The organism is Nitrosospira sp. Nsp18, from assembly GCF_900103145.1.
Taxonomy (GTDB): Bacteria; Pseudomonadota; Gammaproteobacteria; order Burkholderiales; family Nitrosomonadaceae; genus Nitrosospira.
Genome location: NZ_FMWY01000006.1, coordinates 22684 through 43845 on the forward strand (window position 1 = coordinate 22684; position 21162 = coordinate 43845).

24 protein-coding genes are annotated in these 21162 nt (G+C 53.0%); 7 read left to right on the top strand and 17 right to left on the bottom strand.

Features of this window, described 5'->3' with window-relative positions:
* The first annotated feature begins 264 nt into the window (after positions 1–264).
* Positions 265–681, top strand: a complete 417-nt coding sequence (locus BLS94_RS04050; protein ID WP_090957880.1) for a hypothetical protein — start codon at positions 265–267, stop codon at positions 679–681.
* A gap of 151 nt (positions 682–832) precedes the next feature.
* On the opposite strand, the gene BLS94_RS14795 is transcribed toward BLS94_RS04050, so the two are convergent.
* Entirely contained in the window at positions 833–994 is a 162-nt protein-coding gene (locus BLS94_RS14795) for a hypothetical protein (RefSeq protein WP_176767787.1), read from the bottom strand.
* A 200-nt stretch (positions 995–1194) separates the two neighbouring features.
* Between BLS94_RS14795 and BLS94_RS04060 the strand changes: the two genes are divergently transcribed.
* Both BLS94_RS04060 and BLS94_RS04065 read left to right on the top strand, forming a co-directional pair.
* Complete coding sequence (locus BLS94_RS04060; protein WP_090957882.1) at positions 1195–2547, top strand: cache domain-containing protein; 1353 nt, start codon at positions 1195–1197, stop codon at positions 2545–2547.
* The gene (locus tag BLS94_RS04065; protein WP_072766850.1) at positions 2544–3248 is read left to right on the top strand and encodes a response regulator transcription factor; all 705 of its coding nucleotides are present in this window, start codon (positions 2544–2546) and stop codon (positions 3246–3248) included. Before BLS94_RS04060 ends, BLS94_RS04065 begins: the two co-directional genes overlap by 4 nt.
* Positions 3249–3420: 172 nt before the next feature.
* Here the strand turns inward: BLS94_RS04065 and BLS94_RS04070 are convergent, their stop codons facing one another.
* The 6 genes from BLS94_RS04070 to BLS94_RS04095 all read right to left on the bottom strand — a co-directional run bounded on the left by BLS94_RS04070 (position 3421) and on the right by BLS94_RS04095 (position 7137).
* On the bottom strand, positions 3421–3957 hold the full coding sequence (locus BLS94_RS04070) for a hypothetical protein (RefSeq protein ID WP_072766849.1): 537 nt from the start codon (positions 3955–3957) through the stop codon (positions 3421–3423).
* 55 nt (positions 3958–4012) lie between these two features.
* Positions 4013–4414 (bottom strand): hypothetical protein, encoded by a 402-nt coding sequence (locus tag BLS94_RS04075; protein ID WP_072766848.1) that lies wholly within the window; start codon positions 4412–4414, stop codon positions 4013–4015.
* 174 nt (positions 4415–4588) lie between these two features.
* On the bottom strand, positions 4589–5227 hold the full coding sequence (locus tag BLS94_RS04080) for a hypothetical protein (RefSeq protein ID WP_090957883.1): 639 nt from the start codon (positions 5225–5227) through the stop codon (positions 4589–4591).
* An 83-nt stretch (positions 5228–5310) separates the two neighbouring features.
* Positions 5311–6351, bottom strand: coding sequence for a PEP-CTERM sorting domain-containing protein (locus tag BLS94_RS04085; protein WP_090957884.1), 1041 nt, complete (start codon positions 6349–6351; stop codon positions 5311–5313).
* Positions 6352–6522: 171 nt separating this feature from the next.
* Positions 6523–6714 carry a YbdD/YjiX family protein gene (locus tag BLS94_RS04090; RefSeq protein ID WP_090958002.1) on the bottom strand — a complete coding sequence of 64 codons (192 nt, stop codon included), beginning with the start codon at positions 6712–6714 and terminating at the stop codon, positions 6523–6525.
* Positions 6715–6768: 54 nt separating this feature from the next.
* The gene (locus BLS94_RS04095) at positions 6769–7137 is read right to left on the bottom strand and encodes a hypothetical protein (protein WP_371130213.1); all 369 of its coding nucleotides are present in this window, start codon (positions 7135–7137) and stop codon (positions 6769–6771) included.
* A gap of 113 nt (positions 7138–7250) precedes the next feature.
* On the opposite strand from BLS94_RS04095, the gene BLS94_RS15015 reads away from it, so the two are divergent.
* Positions 7251–7802 (top strand): Crp/Fnr family transcriptional regulator, encoded by a 552-nt coding sequence (locus tag BLS94_RS15015; RefSeq protein ID WP_218124733.1) that lies wholly within the window; start codon positions 7251–7253, stop codon positions 7800–7802.
* A 78-nt stretch (positions 7803–7880) separates the two neighbouring features.
* Positions 7881–9023 (top strand): NAD(P)/FAD-dependent oxidoreductase, encoded by a 1143-nt coding sequence (locus BLS94_RS15020; protein ID WP_218124734.1) that lies wholly within the window; start codon positions 7881–7883, stop codon positions 9021–9023.
* Positions 9024–9139: 116 nt separating this feature from the next.
* Here BLS94_RS15020 and BLS94_RS04105 read toward each other — a convergent pair whose 3' ends face one another.
* A complete protein-coding gene (locus BLS94_RS04105; protein WP_256325280.1) occupies positions 9140–10438 on the bottom strand; it encodes an ATP-binding protein in 1299 nt (432 codons plus the stop codon).
* A gap of 20 nt (positions 10439–10458) precedes the next feature.
* Positions 10459–11208 carry a response regulator transcription factor gene (locus BLS94_RS04110; RefSeq protein WP_090957886.1) on the bottom strand — a complete coding sequence of 250 codons (750 nt, stop codon included), beginning with the start codon at positions 11206–11208 and terminating at the stop codon, positions 10459–10461.
* Between the two features lie 224 nt (positions 11209–11432).
* Between BLS94_RS04110 and BLS94_RS04115 the strand changes: the two genes are divergently transcribed.
* The gene (locus BLS94_RS04115; protein ID WP_176767788.1) at positions 11433–11921 is read left to right on the top strand and encodes a Spy/CpxP family protein refolding chaperone; all 489 of its coding nucleotides are present in this window, start codon (positions 11433–11435) and stop codon (positions 11919–11921) included.
* Between the two features lie 1251 nt (positions 11922–13172).
* Here the strand turns inward: BLS94_RS04115 and BLS94_RS04125 are convergent.
* From BLS94_RS04125 to BLS94_RS04140, 4 genes are all read right to left on the bottom strand, one after another.
* On the bottom strand, positions 13173–14132 hold the full coding sequence (locus tag BLS94_RS04125; protein WP_090957889.1) for a cyanobactin maturation protease PatG family protein: 960 nt from the start codon (positions 14130–14132) through the stop codon (positions 13173–13175).
* A gap of 151 nt (positions 14133–14283) precedes the next feature.
* The gene (locus BLS94_RS15175) at positions 14284–14406 is read right to left on the bottom strand and encodes a hypothetical protein (protein WP_256325281.1); all 123 of its coding nucleotides are present in this window, start codon (positions 14404–14406) and stop codon (positions 14284–14286) included.
* Positions 14407–14682: 276 nt separating this feature from the next.
* A complete protein-coding gene (locus tag BLS94_RS14800) occupies positions 14683–14844 on the bottom strand; it encodes a hypothetical protein (protein WP_176767789.1) in 162 nt (53 codons plus the stop codon).
* A 340-nt stretch (positions 14845–15184) separates the two neighbouring features.
* Positions 15185–16051 (bottom strand): S8 family serine peptidase, encoded by an 867-nt coding sequence (locus BLS94_RS04140; RefSeq protein ID WP_090957891.1) that lies wholly within the window; start codon positions 16049–16051, stop codon positions 15185–15187.
* Positions 16052–16453: 402 nt separating this feature from the next.
* Here BLS94_RS04140 and BLS94_RS04145 point away from each other — a divergent pair, with 402 nt between their 5' ends.
* Positions 16454–16750, top strand: a complete 297-nt coding sequence (locus BLS94_RS04145; protein ID WP_090957892.1) for a hypothetical protein — start codon at positions 16454–16456, stop codon at positions 16748–16750.
* A 94-nt stretch (positions 16751–16844) separates the two neighbouring features.
* Here the strand turns inward: BLS94_RS04145 and BLS94_RS04150 are convergent, their stop codons facing one another.
* From BLS94_RS04150 to BLS94_RS04165, 4 genes are all read right to left on the bottom strand, one after another.
* Complete coding sequence (locus BLS94_RS04150) at positions 16845–18797, bottom strand: AMP-dependent synthetase/ligase (protein WP_090957893.1); 1953 nt, start codon at positions 18795–18797, stop codon at positions 16845–16847.
* Positions 18798–18929: 132 nt separating this feature from the next.
* Positions 18930–19832: a tyrosinase family protein gene (locus tag BLS94_RS04155; RefSeq protein WP_090957894.1), complete on the bottom strand. Its 903-nt coding sequence runs from the start codon at positions 19830–19832 to the stop codon at positions 18930–18932.
* Complete coding sequence (locus BLS94_RS04160; RefSeq protein WP_090957895.1) at positions 19829–20311, bottom strand: hypothetical protein; 483 nt, start codon at positions 20309–20311, stop codon at positions 19829–19831. The genes BLS94_RS04155 and BLS94_RS04160 overlap by 4 nt, the downstream gene beginning before the upstream one ends.
* A 91-nt stretch (positions 20312–20402) precedes the next feature.
* Positions 20403–21140: a hypothetical protein gene (locus BLS94_RS04165; RefSeq protein ID WP_090957896.1), complete on the bottom strand. Its 738-nt coding sequence runs from the start codon at positions 21138–21140 to the stop codon at positions 20403–20405.
* Between the last annotated feature and the right edge of the window lie 22 nt (positions 21141–21162).

A 21162-nucleotide genomic window follows, 5' to 3' on the forward strand; every position in this document is an offset into this window, starting at 1 on the left:
AAACGAACAATGCAATACATTGTTGTTATGGCTTGATTTTGTCGCATAAGGTGGGTGCATAAAAAAGGCGGGTGTGAGCGGATATTTACCGATCAAGAGGCAGCGGGACCGCTAACGAGCATGAAGGACTGGCTCACACAAGTGTTGGGGGCCGAAAGGCATCTAAGGGTTTCTCTTAGGAGAAAATCAGAGTTTCCCCAATGTACGCATAATATTAATCGAGCTAGGATAAGGCCAACTAACCTATTTGCGTTCATTACTATTATGAAAACAAAATCTGGAAAATTCGTTTTCGCGATATCGATGATAGGCCTGCTGGGTTCGCTAAGCGCCCCCGCTGCTGCGGCTGATAATTCTGCTGACACCCCTGAAATCCGTGCGGCGGTTCAGAATGCCACCACCCGGAGCGATCATGAGGCAATAGCAAAATATTATGAAGACGCGGCTTCGCAGATGCAGGCAAAAGTGAAGGAACAAAAGGAGCTACTGGAACAGTATCAGAATAAGAGCTATCTCTACGGTCGGCGGGCGCAGGACTTGCAATCCCATACTGAAGCGTTAATCCGGGATTACGAGCGGAATGTCGCAGCAGATATACGAGAAGCCGCCTTGCATCGCCAAATAGCTTCAAAACTCGACGAGAACCATGCGACATCAGGGACTCAAAGCCCAGCGCTTTAAGCGAGCTATTGGTATATTTTAAGTCGAGACAAGATTAAGAGTAGTTTTAGTAACTTACCTTAAATGTCGGATTATCTTCCGGCCGCGCCTTACTGTGGTCAGATCCGCGTGGTCGAAATGTTAGCATCCTCCAGCCACTCCTGCACCTTCGCTATGTCCGCTCCCATAATCCAGCACATGGGTCGCGGCCGTGGCCCAGCATCACGTACGGCCCGTGCTTTCCCCTGAAATACCAAGCTTGTTCAAATACTTCAGCACCCCCATCGAAATAAATGGAGTCCGGCGCAAGTACCGTCAGGAGTGGGCCGCGCATATTCTTCTTCACAGGCCGAGTTAAAGGCGCACTCGGATCCTGTCGATGCCCGGTGGCTTCCAGGTACTCTTCTATTAAGATAAGCGTCCCGAGATGCAGCTCACATTTCGTAGCGATCTCTATTCTCGAGCAAGCGTACACACACGTGGCCAATACTGCCTCTATGCGTGCCATCACAGGCAAGCGGTAAAATACGGTTTATGAAGCTGAGGCAGAAAATCATCGTATTTGCCACTGTGCCGCTTGTCCTGGCACTTTGCATCATTGCGTTCACTGTCTATCACCACGCAACGGAATTAAGCAAAGCTCAGCAAGAGGTCATCCAACCGGCTTTTCGTGCGAGCAAGCAGGCTGAGCTGAAGAGTTACGTGACGCTGGCCAGACATTCGATCGCCCATCTTTATGAAACGGGTCGCACCGATGCCGCAGCGATGGAGGAGGCCAAGGCCATTTTGACGCGACTGGATTACTCGGATGATGGCTATTTTTTTGTATACGATCTTAAAGGCACGCTGCTTGTTCATCCGCGCAGGCCGGAGCTGATCGGTCGCAATCGGCTGGAATACAAGGATGTCAACGGCTATCCGACCATCCAGAGCCTGATCAGCCGAGCAAATGAGGGTGGTGGTTATGTACAGTACGCAACAGAAAAACCGTCCACTAAATTACCCGCCCTCAAGCTCACCTATGTAACTCCCCTGCCCGACTGGGGATGGGTGATAGGGACCGGAATTTATCTTGATGATGTCGAGAACGCATTGGCCACGGTGGATGCCCAGGTGTCGAGCAATAATTTCGACACCATGCGCTGGATTGGCGCCATTGCGTTCCTGGGGGTGGTCGTGGTGATTACTTCCGGCCTGGTGCTGAGCATCCGCGAGCGCCACGCCGCGCAAGCGGAGGAACAGGTCAGGCTGGCGGGCGAGTTGCACGACGACATTTGCCAAAGGCTGGTATCCGCCAGACTGCAAGCCGAAACAGGCATCATCCAGCTGACGGGAATTTCCGAGCAGTTCACGCCGGCGCAGAGCACGTTCGAGCGAATGGCGGCACAACTGGATAATATCCTCGGAGACATCCGCAAAATTGCCCATGAGCGTTACCCAGATACAATTGGCTCCGGCCTCGATCTTGCAGCCTCCCTCTGTAGACTGGCTCATGATATGAAAAATGCCGCGACCACTATCGAATTCACCACGGTGGGGATAACAGAGGATTTATCCGGCTCCGTCCATAAAGTCCTTTACCGGGTTGCCCAGGGAGCACTAAGGAATGTCATGGAGCACGCCGCTGCGAGGCAGGCATGGATGCGGCTGGAACGTAGCAAGCGCGGGGTCGTGCTCACCATTCGCGACAATGGCAACGGGTTTGACGCAGGCCGGATCGATAGCGACCCAAGGTTTGGCATGAGTTTGCGCAATATGAAAAAACGGCTGGAAGAGATCGGCGGGCACTTGAAGATTGATTCCACAAGCAGCGGCACAACGGTAATCGCCACCATTCCGCTATCCTTATTACATTACTTATTACATTATTTTCTTCCAAAGCCATGATATATGATCGGCCCATCAACATCATGCTTGTCGATGATCACGAACTGCTATTGAAGGGATTACGAGGCCTGCTGGAAACCAGGCCGGCTTTTCGCGTAGTTGCCGAGGCATCAGGCGTGGAGGAAGCCTTGCGCACGGCAAAAGATAAGGGGGCAATAGACCTGGTAGTGACGGACCTGGGAATGCCGCACGGAACTACCGCTGGCATTGAATTGACCATGAGGCTGCTTGCCGAATTCTCCACTTTACGCGTTCTAATATATACCATGCATAATGAAGACAAGCACATTCTTCAAGCAATCCAGGCGGGTGCGAGCGGTTATGTGTTAAAAGACAGGCCAGCATCCGATATTATTAATGCAATCAACAGGATCGTTAAAGGCAAAACTGTCTTTCCCCCGGTGTTGGAACTCGAACGGCTTTTGACGCCAACCGAGCGGCAAGTCCTGTGGCTTCTTGGCGATGGAAAGTCAAATACATATATCGCGGTGGAGATCGGCATTGCAAAAGGAAAACTCGGTATAACCAAGCGTACTGTAGAGGGTCACCGCTCCAGTATCTGGCAAAAACTAAAAGCCGTATTGCCTGAAGAAGAAGGGGAAAACCCAGCGGTTCTAATAAATATTGCCACAAGATATAGAGATCGCTCCCCTTTCCCCATCATCATTGATACAAAGATAAAGGATAAGTCCTCTCGCTAATTTTTTTGCGTGCGTCCTTGAGGCGTCGGCCCTGTCCAGGCATTGATAAGCTGCGTTTTTTATTGTTCGCAATGCTTGAAGTCGAGGACCGGCGCAGAAGGCATGCATTCATACGCCCTTTCCGCTCCACATGCTGCCTTCTGCGTGTTCGATAAAAGAACGGGACTACCTTTTATTCTTTCGCGCTCGTCACCGCTTGTGCCACACCTTCCGCAAATCCATGCTCCACGTCTTCAATGGAAGTCGTGCCACCATAGATTCCGCCCCACGCGAACGTCTTGTCGATATCGAATTCGGAAACTTTCGCACGCTGGGGCAACAGGAATACAGATGCCTTGGCATCAATATGAATTTGTCCAAGCCCGGCAAGCATGAATCTGGCGAAAGCATTGCCTTTTTCATATCGTGTCAACAGCACCGCGATTTCATATTCACGCTTGCCCGAAGAATCGGGATTCTGCAATTTTTGAAAGTCGATCTTTCCCAGGATGTTCCGCGCCAACCGCTGTTTCTCATGTTCGTCGATAAAAACGCCCTCCCCCGCTTCTACTTTCACATCGGCGGTGTCGTTGGCGTCCAGGCGGTGGTCCTTCGGCAATGCTTGCCTGAATGCTGCATTAGGGGATGTTGTCGCGCAGCCGGAAAGCAATAATCCGGCGCCTATCGCTGCCAGGAAACCAACCCTCAATATCTTGATTGAATAGTACATTTTATTGATATTTCCTTTTTTAAGTTAAAATATTTGTGTTCATCAGCCAGTGCATTTATTTCTTCAATACCGTAACTTGATCGACCCTGTCGTCCTTATCGTATGAAACCTGGTAAGCCATCTCATCACCGCTGAAAACCGCTTCCGCAGGTGTGCCGACAACCTCCCACAAACCCAGCGTTGCTACATCGGCAGCGCCATGAAACAACGCCCTGCCGGCTTTTACCCCGGTGCTGTAACCCTGGATAAACTTGAAAACCTCATATTTCCTACCATCCCGCGTCTCCGAGACGGCAGGAGGACCAAACTCACCCAGAAGCATATTTCTAGAGGTTCCCGACCTGAACAAATCCACATTCTTTTTGTCGGGCTGCTTCGCCGCCATGAAGACCGAGCATCCCGAGTTGAAGACCAATACGGGCGCGAGAAGAAATACTGCCAATAGCTTATGTGTCATGATTTTTTTATTCTCAAAAATTAAAGACGAATGTGTACGAATCCACGCTTTCCTTTAGGAGCGCCCTCGTATTACATAATTCATATCATTGTGTTTAAAAGTGACTATAACCAAGAACTGATATATCCAAATTGGAAGCACATTCCTTTGACGGGTGCGAATAGCAATCTGGCCCTATTTATTCGCCAATACATCGGCTTCAGAAAAAATTCGTCTAGCGATATCCTCCAATTCAGAAGGCCCCTCATCGCCATAGTTGACGCATTTTTCATAGCTGGCCGCGGTAAAGCAAATCCGCATGCCTCCGGCATCCAGCATGTGGAGTCCGGCCGTTTCGACAGTTTCCTCATCCTTCAGGAAGACTGAATAGCGGTTGGTATAATCGTCCGGCATATCGAAAAAGCGAATTCTGTAGAACTCGTTCATTAGGACCAGCAACTTTTTCACTTGGTAAGTGAATGGCATGATTTTGCCGTCCCGCTCCAGCGTTGCGCTACCGGAACCGGCCAAGCTGACCCGCTGAACCGGAAAGGCGGCGTTGCCAAGGTGACGAGTCAGATGGATATGCACGTCGTCGATGTGATAGGTCAACGGCGGTCCGCCTGGTCCAAGGCTGCCGGTAATGACAGACTCAGTGGACATGGCCGCCGGCATCCCCAGGCATGTGATAACCATCAGCAGGGTGCCGGCAAGGAATTCATTCGGTGTCCGAATAAAAGAGCCACGCTTGAGCTTGAATCCGGCAATGAATGCCGCATTCTCAAGCTCACATTTTGAATTAGTCGATTGATCCGTATCGGCTTTGGATATCATGTGACTTCACCCTCCTGGAAAATTGCTGCCAGCGGTATTAACCGGCAAGAAATTCGGGATCTCGCGTCCGAGTCCCGAATTGTTTAGCCCACCGTGATAACGGATGCACGGCGACGTACAATCGCACCCAGCACAGCGAGACCCGCAAGCAGCATGGCGTAAGTTTCGGGTTCTGGCACGACCGCTACATAGCCGAGATCCTTTAGAATGCCGACTTCGATCGCACTATAGTCGCGCATTTGCGGACCTGCGTAGCTTGCGGGTGACATCAGCGTCCCTTCGATGCCGGGCATCCGGTCGTCCAGATGGGAAACACTGCTGCCCGGTTCCCAAGCGTCCGCTGTATAGAGCGTGACCAAAAAGCCGCCATTCGCGGCCACGGCGTTAGTCCCGTTGAAGAACAGCCCTTCAGACCCGCCTCCGCCCCAATTGCCGACACTGCCGGTATCCCACGCCCCCTGATTCAGCACAAAAGTATGCGGATCAATGATCGGATTGTTGTTCTTGTCGACAATGAAGCTGGAAAACGTGCTCCAGCTTCCATCTTTCATACCGAACGCGCTCGTCCCGGACTGCGTCATTACGGGACTGAAACCGAGCGTATGGGTAAATTCGTGATATAACGTACCGTAGAAGTCGTGCGTGCCTGGATACCATCCCCATCCCCAAGCCGGCGGCGTATTGAAATCAAGTTCCCAATTTGCACCAAAATTGACGTTTACCACACCATCCGCAACATTCCCGTTCAGATCGATTCCATTTTGAAGCTTGGTCCGGACAACCTCTCCAAGATTGAATCCCGCACTGCCCGGATTGGTAAAATAACTGCTTGCCGACGCCAACGTCCCGCTGTAAGGATCGTTTTGCGCATTCGCGGTCAGCACGATAGTGGCCGAATTGCTGAAATGGCTGCCGAACATGCTGGAGAAATTTTCGGCTGCCGTGTTCAGGGCAGCTTGCCGGCTCGCTCCATAGATGGGATCAAGGAATCCTGTTCCCGCGGGATCGCCATATTGAAACTGGAAGGTGATGCCCGCATACGCCGTGGTTCCCAATGACAGGCAGCCTGCCAGCAGCGCAGCGCGCACCATGCGCTGCATCCGATTCTGTTTCTGATGTATCATGGAATCTCCTTGGGTTGGGGTAAAAAAAACTGGTTAACTGTTTTGTATCGGTTTCATTTACTGCTCAGGTTGAACTTTAATCGTGTCCACCTTCGTCCGAATCCGCACAATTACGTCTAAAAGCTACGTAGAAATACGTATCGCGGGTTTTACCGGTGATCCATTCCGAGGCTAGCAACATCGCCCTACCCGTCCGTCATATCGTGCCGTCTGGCATTCCTGGAAGAACTCCTGATAGGACATAGGCGGTTTATTAGGATGTCTGCTGCGCATATGCGCAACATAAGCACTGTATTCAGGCACACCTGCCATCAGACGCAGGCTTTGTCCGACATAACCTGCTACGCTCAGCAATCTGGTCATTCGGGTAATTTTTCTAATTGGGGATTCATGGAACATGATTGCCATCCATTATTTTCAAAATTGCAGGTGTCGCTCAGGCGGCGATAGCGGTTCGAACGGGGCTTCTTTGACGGTGGGAGCGTCCATGCCGCGTGCACGTATCACCGTTCGGATACCGAACGCCAATAAGCTGATCAGCACCAGTATGAAGAGGCCTGCCAGCGACGCATTGACATAGTCGTTAAAGATCACCTGCCGCATCTGCTCTATCGATTTGGCCGGCGCAAGGAACATCCCGCATGCAGATGCCTCCTTGTACTGGTCGGCATGTGCCAGAAACCCGATACGCGGATTCATATCGAAGATCTTCTGCCAGGCGGCAGTCAACGTGCAGACCAGCACCCAGGTAGCGGGTAGGATGGTGATTGCATGGTTTGTACACATCTCGATAATCTTCGCAAGACCATACCTGCGGCAGATGGCTATGAAGATTGCCTGAAGACTGAAGCTCCATGGGTACACGTACGCCCATATAGCCAAGTCGGCTGAAAGCCGCGATGAACGAAGTCGCCGGTAGATTGTTCTCGTCGACGCCTGGCCAAGTGGATGACGTTTCCGCCAATGCGGCGGATGTGCCGCTGCCTCCAAGTCTGGCATCGCGCCGCGAGCAGATTTTTCCTAAGCTCGCCCCTGCAGAAATTAACCGGTTACGGCGTTTTGGCACGACGCACACCTGGCAGCCGGGTGAACTATTATTCGAGGCCAGCAAGACCGGACCCGGCATGCCCGTTTTGTTAAACGGGCACGTCCTGGTTACGCGCAAAAATTGCCTTGGAATCGAGGTTCCCATCGTTGAGAACGGACCGGGCGACTTCATGGCTGAAATCGGCGAGCTTTCGGGACGTCCCTCCCTTGTCTATGGGCACGCGCTCGACGTGGTCGAAGCATTGCTGATAGATTCGCCTTCGTTGCGTGCCGTGGTCGTGGCCGAGGCCGAGCTCGGGGAACGAATCATGAGAGCCCTGATCCTGCGACGCATGGGATTGATCGAAACCGGCGCAGGCGGTCCGATATTGATCGGTCCTCCCGGCGGCGCCGACATGGTGTGACTGCGGGGATTTCTTTCAAGGAACGGCCATCCTCATCTGGCGCTGGATCCGAAGCTGAATAGCGTCGCGGAAGGTGTGATGAAGCTCCACGAACCGCGTCCGAATGAGTTGCCGTTGGTCGTATGTCCGGATGGAACGATCCTCAAGTGTCCCACCGAAAGGGAACTTGCACGTCGCCTCCGCTTATATATCGAACTGAGCGCTGACCGCGTCTATGACGTTGCGATCGTCGGTGCGGGGCCCGCAGGCCTTGCATGTGCGGTATACGCCGCGTCGGAAGGGCTTTCCGTGCTGGTGCTCGACACCCATGCGTTCGGGGGCCAGGCGGGCGCTAGCGCCAGAATCGAAAATTACCTCGGCTTCCCGACTGGCATCTCCGGCCAGGCGCTTGCCGGACGCGCTTATGTTCAGGCGCAGAAATTCGGTGCTGAAATGGTGGTGCCTGTTGAAGTGACGTCGCTGGATTGCACCTGTTTTCCCTACGCGCTTAAACTGGATTGTGGCGTACGGATTTCGGCTAAAACCGTGGTGATCGCGACAGGCGCAAAATATCGGCGTCCCGCCATACCCGAACTCGAGAAATACGAAGGTCGCGGCATCTATTACTGGGTGCCGCCGATCGAGGCCGCGCTGTGTGGCCAGGAAGAAGTTATATTGGTGGGCGGCGGCAATGCTGCCGGGCAGGCAATAGTATTCCTGGCAAACTATGCGGCGCATGTGCATCACCTGATTCGCGGACCCGACCTTGCAAAAAGCATGTCGAAATATCTCATTGACCGTATCGGGGCACTCGCGAACGTTACGCTGCACCCGGAATCGGAGATCGTTGCAATCGACGGCGGTGAAGAAGGCGTGAGCAACGTTCATTTGCGCAATCGCAAAAGTGGCAGCATGCAGACGAAATCAATCCGGCGCATTTTCCTGTTCGTGGGTGCCGATCCAAACACCGGTTGGCTCGATAATTGCGGCGTGAAAATAAATGATAAGGGTTTCGTTTGTACGGGCCTCGATCTGTCACCCGCCGACTACGCGCGGTTGGCGTATTCGACGGACGATCACTATCCCCTGCCGCTTGAGACTTCGGTACCGGGAGTATTCGCGATCGGGGACGCGCGTGCCAGCTCAACCAAGCGCGTCGCCGCCGCCGTGGGCGAAGGCGCCGCGGCGGTCGCGGAGGTGCATACGCGGTTGGCATCGCAGAAGACTATCAAAATGGCATAGCCTGCGGCCGGACTGCTGCAGCATATCGACAATATACTAATCCGGCGCCAGCCTGAATCTTCTGGCAGAACGAGGCCTCTGCCCTATCCCCCTGCGCCGGAAAATCCCTTATCCAATCAATTCGCGGCAAGCTGCAAGCGGATGAGAATACTCAACCCTCCATCTGGTTCGTTTTTTGCCACGATTTCGCCACCGTACGACCGAATAGCACGATCAGCGATGGCTAACCCGAGCCCGTGCCCGCCGCTTAGACTATCTCTGGCCTCCTCTACCCTCATGAAGGACTCAAAAAGATGGGGTAGCATTTTTTCGGGTACGCCGGGTCCGTGGTCCCGAACCTGAATAATGATGCTGTCCGGAATACCCCGATCGGCCAACATGGTTATTTCTACTGCCGTATCCGGTTTGGTGTACTTGATGGCATTGCGCACGACGTTTTCAATGGCGCTGTGAAGCAGTCTGGCATTTGCCTTAACGCTTGCCGAAAAAGCGTTCTTCAGCTTGACTTCGCAACCCTTTGACTCCGCTTCGAATTGTGCATCATCGATGAGTCCTTCGAGCAGTTCGCGCATATCAACCTTCTCAATATGCGCAACATCCACCCCTGCCTCCAGGCGAGAGAGTTCAAGAAGTTGCCCAATCAATTCATTCAGCCGTTCTATCTCGGTTTCGATGCGGTCAAGCTCTTGCTCCGCCCGACCGTTTGATCGCTGCCGGGCTAGGCCCAATGCGACCTGCAAGCGAGCGAGTGGAGAACGCAGTTCATGGGAGGCGTCACTCAGTAATTGCCGTTGCGCGCCAAATACCTTTTCGAGCCGTTCAGCCATTGTGTCAAATGCGCCCGCCAGGTCCGCAATTTCATCGCGGCGGTTGCCCATGGATGGGGCGACACGCTGGGTAAGATCACCGGCCGCAATATGCTGGGTGGCACGGCGCAACCGCTCAAGCGGAAAAGTCAGGTAACGGCTGAGCAACAGGCAAATCAGCGCACTTACCAAAGCTGCCACCGCCACGGGCAGCGCAATAACTCTCGGGCGCTGCAAAACTCTGCGCAAGGTAATGCTCTGGAAATCGGGAACCATGCGGTATGCGCTTCCTCCCGCCAACCGTATTCGCTGCAGATGGGACGGTCCTTTTCGTTCCATGCGTTCAGCGTGTTCACGCCTTCGATCCAGCCTTGCAATGATATAAGCGGGAATCTCTCGCTCAAGCACATCTTGTCCTGCTTCATCGATCAAAAAAATGGGTATTGCTTCGCTACGATCCAGATTTTCCAGCCATTCCTTTAGGCCTTCGATTCCATTCTGTTTCGCGGCTGCCTGGCCTTGATTGAAGTATTCCGACAGACGTACGCGCATGCTGCCGATATCTTGTTGTGTTCGTGTATGTTCAAGATAACTCGAAGCAGCAAACATAACCAATGCAGAAAAAATAATCAGCGTAAGCCAGAATGACAGAAATATTTTCCAGAAAAGTCTGTGCATCGTCGGTTACGTGAATAAATATAACCAACGCCTCGGACCGTCTTGATCCGCTCCTGTCCATCGGATAGCGGACCCAGCTTTTTACGCAGATTGCTTACATGCATATCTAGGCTGCGATCATAACGGCTCAATTTACGACCAAGCGCACGTTCGGAAAGATCGGCCTTTGACACCACATTGCCGGCTTCGCGCAACAGTACGCTCAACAGGCTGAATTCCGTGCTGGTCATCGATACGGGATCATCGCCGCAGGTTACGGTACGTGAACCAAAATGCATAACAAGATCATCCATCGCAATCTGATCAAGGCGTTCTTTATCACAATGCAGCTCGCCTTGTGCCTCTGCTCTTCTCAGGATTGCACGGATCCGTGCCACCAGGACACGAGGATGGGATGGTTTGGCTAAATAGTCATCCGCCCCGAGCTCAAGCCCGACGATGCTGTCGACGTCATCTCCACGCGCCGTTAACATCAACACGGGAAGCAAGGACTGCACTCGCAGTTCACGCAATACATCAAAACCGTTCCGGTTCGGCATCATCACATCCAGTATCAATAGATCATACTCGTTAGCCAGGGCCTTGCTCAAAGCCATGTCGCCATCATAAGCAGCGTCGACGTTGAATCCCTCTTCCGCCAGGTAGTCGACCAGCATGCGGCTCAGCTCGATATCGTCATCCGCCAGTAGTATGCTCGCCATCCGTTTTCCCAAGTCAAACTGTTGCAAATGCTTACGTGATCCATTTGTCTTGAATATTGCCAAATTGAGGCGAACAAATATAGCGGCCTCTGGCTTCTTTACACAAATTTACGCTTCCTTAACCCTACTTGACATTGCCTGGCTTTATCCTTTGTTCAAGCCGTTAAGGTTCACGGCGACATTCGTTAAACGCAATCTAGAGGACCAGGCTAATGAAAACAATCATGAAAATTTCACTGATCGGTGGTTTATTAATAAGCAGTATCGCTGTGGCAGTTCCGCAACCTGACACGGATTCCAAAGATGGCGCACGCGGATGCCATCACGGCAAACACGCCAAAATGATGGGGCAAGGCATAAAAGGCGAAGGACGTTTGCTGGACAGGATGGCGGATCGCCTCGAACTTAATACGGAACAGCGTTCATGGGTTAAAGCCGCTTTGGAAAAGTCGAAGCCGCAAATGACAGCGATAAAAGAAAAGATGCGGACAAATCGCGAGGCGTTAAGAGAACTCGGGCGAGATGGCAGTGACGATAGCCGAGTACAAGCATTGGCACGAGAACGAGGTGATCTGGTGGCAAGCCTCGTCATTGAGCGAAGCAAAATACGCAGCGATATTCAGCAGATTTTGACTGATACGCAACGGGAACAGATGAAGCAGATGCGTTGGAAGCACAGACATGACGGGCATGGGCATGACGATAAGGGGTAAAGCGTAACGCTCGACAGCGGCTTGCCAAAGCGGCCGCTGTCATTCACCGATACTGGAATTCATACTCTCCGCGCGAACTCATGAACAGGGGGAGCGGGTACTGAAAGGACACCAGATCGATGCAACCGTAGAGCAAACGCAATATGGATGCGAACGGGTTATGAGCGATCCCGCAGTTCCGTTACACCCTCTCTCTCTGCACAATGGTTACAGCAGAATATTACTCCGTTCTTTTCCAGACCATGACCTACAATTCGTACGCCGCAATGCGCGCAGGTAGGGGCGAGCATCTGAATTGCACATTCAAAGCTATCAAAAGTATAGGTTTTGTTAGAAGCGATAATCTGAAAAGATTTATCGTAGTCATTCCCGCATCCATCACATTTCGGCATGAAGCCCTCCTATATTGATACCGTTGAAAACCGGCAGCCCGAAGCGGGCAATTCGTACCAGCGTGATCGAAACAAAGCCTGCTCGCGCCTGTTTTGCTCGCATCTCCTGATAGTTTTCGTTAAAGATCGCCGTATGTAGGGCGATGCCTGGACTTTCTAATCTGCTCCTACGTGGATCGAGGCCTGGTGGCCAAGCTCCTCTAATCAAGGCGCGGAGCAAGACCTCTGGCTCCCATCGGAACACTGCTGGAAACCGACACAAGGACCACAAGTTGGCGCTGGTGGATTACATTGTTGGCGGCATGCCGGGCCGCACTGAAACGGTGGAAAGCCATCCTGACGGCACTCGGTAAAGCAATCCCTAAAGCAAGAGGAACCGGAACCGATTTGTGCGGGATTTATAACGTCATCGGCTTGGTGGAACATGCCGATCATGTGGTAGGGGTTGATCGCCTTGTACAAAGAAGCTTCAGCTGTAAACCCCGGGATGTTCGTTATGTTCATTTGTCATCTCCATAATTTAGTGAGGATGGTAGCAGGAAGTGCAGCTGAGCCTGCCTTAAAAGCCTGCCACACTTTCAAAAAGTTGCACGAACCAAACCCCACGGTGGAATGGGGCATAAGGTGGCGTCACAGCTACAAACTCCTGACGCGGGATTGCAATCGCAAAATAGTGTGCATCCCCGATTGAGATCTATCGTTCGTATTATTTGCGGGATTATCGCCGAGGAGTTATTAGCAAAAACATCCTGCTTATTCTCAAAATAATTCCCAGCTTTTTTATAGATCGACGATTCCGCAGTAAACCCTGGCATGTTCATGATTATCTCCTTTCAGCTGATTGGCAGTTTGATACCGGTTATCGATCGTAGTATGGCGACATCTTGGTGACCAAAAACGGAAATTCCTCGGTTGCATCCACGCGCACAAAGAACTTCTCGGTGAAATCGGTATTGCGATTGGTATATGAAAAGACGACTTTTAAAATTTTTCGGGTGCTGCTCAACGATGATTGGATCACTTCAATCCCCGTCAGTGAATATTCGTCGCCAAATTTTTCTGCGGCTTTCGCATAGATGGCGGGATAACGCATCGCCAGGTAGTTGAGCACCCGGTGCTCATCGGTTGCACCGGCGTTGTCCGTCATTTGCATGATCCGGTCGAACAGTTCCTCGGCAGCGGGCCCGAATTGCTCATCAGCCATTTTCTCCGGCTTGGGAATGGCTTTTATAAGTACATCACGGCCGAAAGAATAGATCTGGTCGAATACGACTATCGGCACCATCAAGCCGTTACACATTTCCGGCGGTGCAATAGGGCCGCGCAAACCAATGACGACATCGATGTCATTGGGAGCGGGAGCGGGGCGGATAGCATCCACCAGCATGTCGATATCCGCCGGGTCGCGCGGCTGCAACAAGTAGGTTTCCAGGCCCTGTACCGTCAGCACCCAGCACAACTGGCGCACCAGGTAACGGTTCTCCCGCTGGGACAGAACAGCATGAAAAGCTTGCTGGTCCGTCTTTCCGGCAGTTTCTGTACGTCCGGTCGCCTGGGAAAATTCCTTTTCCGCGGAAAGGTTCGGGAAGCGAGCTTCGACCCGGCCGATTGCATAGACATAAGAGACCACTCCAGTACCATTTGAACTTATGTCTCCAGCTCCCCCGCAACCACAGTTTCCGCTTCCCCCCTGCGGTGAGATTGCCATGTTTGAGCGGGCATCGGGATAAGGCGTGGCGTCCCGTACGTCATTCACCTTGATCGGTTGGTCCATTAGTTGTTCCCTCTGCTGTTCCTTTGCTTCAGTTTGTTCGCTCATATTGCTACTCCTTAAGTAGTAGGGGGTGTTAACGATGTTCAAAAATCCGGAAAATCCAGGCTCAAGAAATTCTCTGTAGCCGAACGCAGCGCCTTAAAAAAAGATAGCACCCTGTCTGTTCCTATTTTTTAGGGACAGGACTGGCCAGGGCTTATGCACGCATCATCGCATCTCCCGCTTGCACAACTACCGCAACACCTCCTGCCCGGTGGGCAGCAGCCACCGCCACCACCTCCCCCTCCGCCGCCACTGCCACCGCCGTCTCCGCCCCCACCAATATCAGGAATGCAATCTCTGCAGAAACCGTAAAGGCTTATTCCCAGGCAGCCGACCCAGCAAGCACCACAGGCTACCGGGCCGCCAAGGCAGGCGCTGGTACATAGAACAATACATCCTGCTATCGCCCCTCCACAGGTAATGCTTTTAATCCATCCACACCCCTGGGGCATCACAACTGTGTTTCCATTACTTCGAAAAATCTCGCCAACCGCAAGCTGGTAGCGATTGCTAGTCTGGTAAAGCGACGTTTCTGCGGTAAATCCTGGCATGCTCACGATATATCTCCTTTCAGGTGGGTAAGGTTACCGGTCAGGTCCCGCCAGCCATCTGCGGAGAGATTCCGGCATATTTGCACAAGCCGGTAAGAGCCTGGGAAAGCGCCGTCACCCGATCGGCCTGCCGCCTGTTTCATTGCTTCAGCTCGTTCATTCATACTGTCGCTCTTCATTTATGTATGGGCGAAGCTGCTAACGATGTCAAGAAATCTGCAAAACCGACTTCAAGAAATTCGCTACCTCGTCCGCCGTTGGCTGAAGACCAGCCAGCGGTTAAGTGCAGTTGCCCGGCTTTCACAGCCGCCGCAAGGCTTTATTCCTAAATAAGCGGTTGCACGCTTAACCGCATCGCCAAGCCCAATCTCCTCTTCGGTGATAAATCCGGGGAGACGCACTCGATGCGGCCGGGCTTGGTTTTTATCGGAAGCGTCATTTCTTTCGCCTGGTTTATCGTCAGGTACGTTTTTGCCGACTGATTTTGCCACGCATTTTCCCCCTTCAACTTGCAGTCAACAGGCTTTGGTAGGCTACCGCCGCGTCCAGCAGAGGCGGCACGACCGAAGCTCGCCGCGGCGCAGACGCTTTCGTAGCAGCAAGCTTGATTTGCGCCGCGGTTGCCGTGGAAAATTCCGACCACAGCAGAGCAATGGTGCCGGTCACAAACGGCACAGCGACGCTCGTACCGCCCAGCGTGAGCGTCTGCCCACCGGCGCCCAGGCTGGTAATACTATCGCCAGGTGCGCTCAGGCCGCGCATGCCGATGGAACCGCCCAGGTTCGATTCGTTTATCGGCCTGCCACGCAAATCGCAGGCCACCACCGGGATGACCCACGGATGACGCGTAATGGGAGAACTGCCCAGCGTGCCTTGGTTGCCCGCCGCCGCAATGATGAGCACGCCGCGCCTGAGCGCCTGGTTGAGCGCCTCATCCAGCGCCTGTTCCCCTTTGACGGAAGGCTGTGCCAGGGCAAGGCTCAGGTTTATAACGCGCGCACCCGCGTTGATGCACTCGAGAATCGCTGCTGCCAGCTCCTGCGGCGTTGCGCTGGGCATGTGTTCGCGCCCAAAAGTCTTCTCGCTGAAAATCGGGCGTATGAGAACAGTACAGCCGGGACAGATTGCGGGAGCAGCAGAACCTCGCTTTGCGGATAGGATGCCCGCTATAAAGGTGCCATGCAGGCAAGCTGTGCTATTGGCCTGCGTGCAGGTAGCACCGTTCTGGCCGGGAATCTCGCGCAAGCGATCCTTTGCCAGATCGGCATGGCCGGTGGAGACGGGTCCATCAATGAGCCCGATCTTCATGTCCGGGCTGCCGCTGGTGCGTGCCATCAACGCCGTGAGCTTGACTAGTTCGGTAGGGAGCATAGAGCTTATCTAAATATTCCCTATTCCCATATCGTTCAGTACGCTATCGAACATAGGGGGACAGACTCTCTTGAGTTGCGGAGTTTACCTGTAGCTGCTTGCCAACCTATTTGCCTCTCACCGGAAGACAACAACAATCCGAGCGCCTCATTGAAAACTTTCATGCTGGCCAACTTGACCTCGTTGCTTTCATGACGCTTGGGCGCGAGGCGAATAAGGAAGTCTTAAAATAAGGAATCCGGGCAAGCCGGATGGTTCCGGTTAGCTGGCCCGGCTTTGCCCGAATAGCCTTTCTTCAGTCAGCGTGAGAGTTCAGGGTGAGAGTTGCGTGCGCCATCGTACAGAGAGAAACGGTCTGGCCATCTACAGTAGCAACCTTGAAAATGACCAGAGGTGGCTATCATGAACTATTTGAAACCTGTTCTTACCGCGGCGATGCTCGCGCTGGTATTAACCGGATGCGATTCCAAGCAGGAAAATAAGCGGGAAGAAGTACTGGAAAAGAAAGCGGATATCGTGGAACAAAAAGCCGATGTGGTACGCGATCGGGGTGAAGCGACGGCTGATCGGATTGAAAAGCGGGATCCTGGTATGGATAGCAGCGCTACCGACCGCGCGGCTGAGGCTGCCCGCGAGTCTTCGGAGACGCGTGCCGATCAGATGGAGGACCAGGCGGATCGCATCCGGGAAAAAAAGTAAGGGTTTAATAAGATTAACCATCGCCCTGTAGAGTGTCAGGCTGCTGGGACTCACGTGCACCTACTTTCAATCTGCAGGGGCGGAGGCCGAAGCTTCATTCAGGTTCAGATTCCTGATCATCAGGTTTTTTATACAGTTCGGCGATCTTGTCCGCGAAACGTTTTTCCACTTCTGGACGCTTCAGCTTCAAGGTGGGCGTTAGAAGGCCGTTTTCCACACTCCACGGTTCGAGTGCCAGATGAACGGCGCGAATCCGAGCGTACTTTGGAAAACTGCGCAATGCGGTTTTAATCCTGTTTAGAACAGCAGCTCGCGCAGCGGAATGCGCCAGCGACTTTGGTTCGTTGGCCTTCAGGCCGAGGCCGGTCGCAATATTCTCCCATTCGCGCTGGTTCAGTACCAGCAGCGAAGCCAGATAGGGCTTGCCTTCGCCTACTATCATCGCCTGGTCGAATAAGGGGTCCTGAACAATGGCTATTTCCAGATCGCCGGGAGGGACCTTTTCGCCCGTTGAGGTGACAAGTATTTCTTTGAGCCGCCCGCAAATGAATACATGATCGTCAGAAATGCGGGCTTGATCGCCGGTATGAAGCCAACCTTCCGAATCGACGGCAGTCCGTGTCTCCTCCGGTTTATTCCAGTAACCAAGCATGACGCCGGGGGCGCGAGCTAACAGTTCGTCTTTATCGCCAATGCGAATTTCAACCCCCGGCAATGCCATACCTACCGATTCGGGAATATTATCGTCCAGGCGATTGGCTGCAAGTACCGGTGAAGCCTCGGTCAGACCGTAGCCCTGCACTACCGGCAGCCCTAGTCCGATGAAATATTGCGAAATGTCCTTATTGAGCGGCCCTCCCCCACTTACCGCAAGCCGTAACCGGCCCCCAAAGTGAGCCAGAATCTGTTCCGCGACCAATGGCCTTAACACTGGCCAGGCGAACTGATACCACCAGCGGGGCGCTTCCTGTCCCTTCCCCTCCACCGGCTGCTTCCCCCTGTGCTGCACCTGCCTGTATTGCCTGCTGCTAAAGCGTTCCCAGCCGATGGTTGTAGTCCAGCCGAATAACAGTCTGGCGAGCCGTCCTTTCTCCTCTATTTGCTGGCGCATTTTGATACGAATACCCGCGTAAATTTGTGGCACGCCGACAAGTATGCTGGGACGAATGGCCTTCATATCCTCGGCCAGATCCTTGAGAGAACGCGCATGCGCCACGCTGCTGCCAGCCATGACAGGGACATAATAGCCGACGGTGCGTTCGAACATGTGCGAGAGCGGCAGCAACGAAAGATAAACATCTTCGCGGTAGCCGGGTATGGCCTTGAGCACTGCCTCGGCATTCCACAGAATATTGTGATGGGAGAGCATGACCCCTTTGGGTTTGCCGGTGGTGCCGGAAGTGTAGACGAGCGTCGCAATCACCCCCGGATCAGTAAGACGGGACTTGTCGGCGTCAGCCTCGCCACCAGCGTGAACATCGCCTTGGCCATTGGCCTGGTCTTCGACTGGCTGAACTCTGGCAGCCTGATCGGGTCTTTCGAGCCAGTCGTCCACACCCTCCAGCATTACCCGGTTACCGGCGGCCGAGATAGGATGTTCGACGCATAACACCTTCCCCAAACCAGTGAGATTGGAACACAGCGGAGCAAGCGTTTCCCACCGTCTTTGAGTCCCTATCAGAAGCAGGCGAGCCCCTGAGTCAGCCAGGATATAAGCGATATTGTCTGGCGCATCCGATGGGTATAGAGGCACCACGACAAGCCCCAGAGCCAGCGCAGCCTGATCGAAACATACCCATTCCACAGAGTTGCGCAGCAGGATCCCTACCCGTTCGCCAGGAGCGAAATTCTCCTGTGCAAGGGCTCGCTTCCAGCGCCCTGCTAGCGCCCCCGTTTCCTGCCAGGTATAGCTTCGCCATGTTTTGCTTTCGGCATCGAACCACCAGTAAGCCGCGGAATCCGGCGTTCGCTTGATGCGTAAGGCAAACAGCCCGGGCAGCGTCCCTGCCTCCGTACATGAAATGATGTCAGTATTTTGCGATCCCATGAGTCAGGGGCTTGGAAGTGCCAGCGTCGAAGCGCTCATCATGCTTACCATGGGCGTATTGGTACCAGTACCTAGCCAATGCGCTGAACTCCGTAGCGTCAGGATGTTGATCCGAGACAGTCAGCGATCCAACTAAACCTGCAGTTCCGTCAGATCCGAAATCGTGTCGTACTCGTAGTACCTTTTGTAATCCACCATATCTCCTGGGGTGACAGTGTCCTCATAAATGCTGTACAGCGCATCGTCAATCCGGTGAAACTGGAGGGTATCGGGGGCAGTCATGTCCGGCAAATAGCTTGAATTCAGGTGTCTTTCCTGCCAGGCGGCCCAGATTCGGTCTACATTGCAGTGATGCAGAAAGAATACCGGATCATTGGGCGATGATGACCGTCCCATATCTCCGCCAATCCATACATGCACGCTGTTGTGTATGCGTTCGCTACCGACCCAACCTTCCACCAGATTGCGCAAACCGCCCGCCGAAGACGAACTAAACGGTGATGTGTCATAAGCTGCCTGATCCCGTATAATCATTCGCACCCCAGTTCGGGTAGGAAGTCTTCCCGCATCGCCGAGTTCACGTTGCAGCGATCGGTTTACCGGCCGCAAGTCTCCAGTCCTCAGGCTCATCTCAAGGCGAACCTGCCAATCGGAGCCGGCGAATTGTCCCAGATTTCCATTGCTCCATATCGGAGCTGTGGCAGGTTCGGATAACTCCGCGTCCGTGGTCCAATCCCAATAGGGAATCCTGAATTCGCTGTCATTCACCGCCCGGCGTAACAATCCTTCCATGGTGATTAGAAAATATCGATGCCAGGGTAAAAATGCAGGGCCGGAGTGGGCTGCGTTGCGGTCATTTTGATTGGGCGGGGTCATCAACATCATCGACTGGTGATGCCAGAAGACGAACGAGTCATAGATCGACAACCCATCCCTGCCCGGCCACGGAAACTGTGCCGGGTCTTTGAGCCTTCTTACCCCATCAATGAACTTCTGAGCAGCATCGGCGTCAGTAAGAAAATTGTGGCGGATCATTGGTGGCCTCCGCCCTGGTTATGATTAAGACCATGATCGGGATCTGAATCAGATTCGGAGAACGCATCCGGGTAGGCATCCATCACTTGCTTCATCAGGTCCACGGCGGAATCGTAAGTTACAAACGGTGTTGCATGCGTATAAACTTGCCCGTCCTCATCAACAGAAAGGTGGAGATCCGCCGGCTCTCCGTCCACCTCGACGAGGTAAGTAGTAATGATCTTGATATTGTGCCCGTTATGCGTAAGTTCGCGCACGCTGGTTGCTTCGTGCTTGCCATGTTCCCCATGAGGTTCGATATATTTCGGAAACTGTTTCTTCACCCAGTCGGGGTGGGATTGTGCGCCTTCCGTTGGCGAGTAGTTTTTTAAAACTGAGACATCCGGATTAATGATCGAGTCTTTTGGCCCTTTTCGGGCAGGCTTCGACTCTTTACCCTTTTTAGCGCTTCCCTTCGAAGGAGCGTTCTTTTCGTCCATGATAGTTCCTCCATAAAAACCTCAAAAACGAAGAGGCGCTAATCTTTTAACCCCGGTCTTCGTCCATTCTTTTTCATTCAAAACATTTGGTTCAAAGAATAGGGATGTCTTCCGCGACGCCTTTGAGGTTCAGTACCTCATAAGTAAGTTCTGCTCCAACCGGCTTTATCACGCGACCCCTGCTTCGGATCTTGATCCCGATAGTATCGAATTCCTGCCGTGCCTCACCTCCAAGGTTAACCGGCGGCAAAACCAGCGCAAAATCTACACCGCCTGCATCCGCGTTGGGTCTGAGGATCACTGAGATGAGCAATCCCAATATCGTTTGCTCCTCTGAGATTTCATCCCCCCTGAAGACCAGTTCGCCCTCAACGCCGTGATATTCAAGCTGAGCATCCGAAGGTTTTTCAGTCGCTCCTAATGGGATGAGCGCCTTGGGAAAAAATACAATGCGGGTAGTCTTATCGCAATCGCTCAAAGTAAAGCGGTTGGGTTGCCGATCGGGCTGGCCGGAATCATCCAACAACGCCGTTTTTGAATTTTGCGAAGCATGTATCCGGACGCCTTTTACATCTGACGTTAAATTTTCCATGATAAAAATGGCTTCAATGGGAGAAATCACCTGCGTCGCAACTTCTTCAGGAGGATCTGCAACAAAATTGAAATCGTAAATACCATTCGGGGGCGCTTGAATATAGATGTAAGGATCCAGTTTGGGATTGGACCAGCCACCGGTGGGTACGGTACCCGATGCCGTAATACGTAATTTGGGCGGGAAACTTTCCAGGACTGCAAGTTCGATTTCAGCGACTTCCAGAATTTTTTCCATATCAGTTCCAGAACGGTGGAGA

Excerpts from the sequence above, each read along its gene's own strand:
- BLS94_RS04075 (WP_072766848.1), bottom strand. The coding sequence starts at position 4,414 with ATGACACATAAGCTATTGGCAGTATTTCTTCTCGCGCCCGTATTGGTC.
- BLS94_RS04060 (WP_090957882.1), top strand. The coding sequence starts at position 1,195 with ATGAAGCTGAGGCAGAAAATCATCGTATTTGCCACTGTGCCGCTTGTC.
- BLS94_RS04105 (WP_256325280.1), bottom strand. The coding sequence starts at position 10,438 with ATGTTTGCTGCTTCGAGTTATCTTGAACATACACGAACACAACAAGAT.
- BLS94_RS04085 (WP_090957884.1), bottom strand. The coding sequence starts at position 6,351 with ATGATACATCAGAAACAGAATCGGATGCAGCGCATGGTGCGCGCTGCG.
- BLS94_RS04065 (WP_072766850.1), top strand. The coding sequence starts at position 2,544 with ATGATATATGATCGGCCCATCAACATCATGCTTGTCGATGATCACGAA.
- BLS94_RS04125 (WP_090957889.1), bottom strand. The coding sequence starts at position 14,132 with ATGAGCGAACAAACTGAAGCAAAGGAACAGCAGAGGGAACAACTAATG.
- BLS94_RS04050 (WP_090957880.1), top strand. The coding sequence starts at position 265 with ATGAAAACAAAATCTGGAAAATTCGTTTTCGCGATATCGATGATAGGC.
- BLS94_RS04115 (WP_176767788.1), top strand. The coding sequence starts at position 11,433 with ATGAAAATTTCACTGATCGGTGGTTTATTAATAAGCAGTATCGCTGTG.
- BLS94_RS14795 (WP_176767787.1), bottom strand. The coding sequence starts at position 994 with ATGCGCGGCCCACTCCTGACGGTACTTGCGCCGGACTCCATTTATTTC.
- BLS94_RS04070 (WP_072766849.1), bottom strand. The coding sequence starts at position 3,957 with ATGTACTATTCAATCAAGATATTGAGGGTTGGTTTCCTGGCAGCGATA.
- BLS94_RS04110 (WP_090957886.1), bottom strand. The coding sequence starts at position 11,208 with ATGGCGAGCATACTACTGGCGGATGACGATATCGAGCTGAGCCGCATG.
- BLS94_RS04155 (WP_090957894.1), bottom strand. The coding sequence starts at position 19,832 with ATGATCCGCCACAATTTTCTTACTGACGCCGATGCTGCTCAGAAGTTC.
- BLS94_RS04080 (WP_090957883.1), bottom strand. The coding sequence starts at position 5,227 with ATGATATCCAAAGCCGATACGGATCAATCGACTAATTCAAAATGTGAG.
- BLS94_RS04160 (WP_090957895.1), bottom strand. The coding sequence starts at position 20,311 with ATGGACGAAAAGAACGCTCCTTCGAAGGGAAGCGCTAAAAAGGGTAAA.
- BLS94_RS14800 (WP_176767789.1), bottom strand. The coding sequence starts at position 14,844 with ATGAATGAACGAGCTGAAGCAATGAAACAGGCGGCAGGCCGATCGGGT.
- BLS94_RS04095 (WP_371130213.1), bottom strand. The coding sequence starts at position 7,137 with ATGTGTACAAACCATGCAATCACCATCCTACCCGCTACCTGGGTGCTG.
- BLS94_RS04150 (WP_090957893.1), bottom strand. The coding sequence starts at position 18,797 with ATGGGATCGCAAAATACTGACATCATTTCATGTACGGAGGCAGGGACG.
- BLS94_RS15015 (WP_218124733.1), top strand. The coding sequence starts at position 7,251 with ATGAACGAAGTCGCCGGTAGATTGTTCTCGTCGACGCCTGGCCAAGTG.
- BLS94_RS15020 (WP_218124734.1), top strand. The coding sequence starts at position 7,881 with ATGAAGCTCCACGAACCGCGTCCGAATGAGTTGCCGTTGGTCGTATGT.
- BLS94_RS04165 (WP_090957896.1), bottom strand. The coding sequence starts at position 21,140 with ATGGAAAAAATTCTGGAAGTCGCTGAAATCGAACTTGCAGTCCTGGAA.
- BLS94_RS04140 (WP_090957891.1), bottom strand. The coding sequence starts at position 16,051 with ATGCTCCCTACCGAACTAGTCAAGCTCACGGCGTTGATGGCACGCACC.
- BLS94_RS04090 (WP_090958002.1), bottom strand. The coding sequence starts at position 6,714 with ATGACCAGATTGCTGAGCGTAGCAGGTTATGTCGGACAAAGCCTGCGT.
- BLS94_RS04145 (WP_090957892.1), top strand. The coding sequence starts at position 16,454 with ATGAACTATTTGAAACCTGTTCTTACCGCGGCGATGCTCGCGCTGGTA.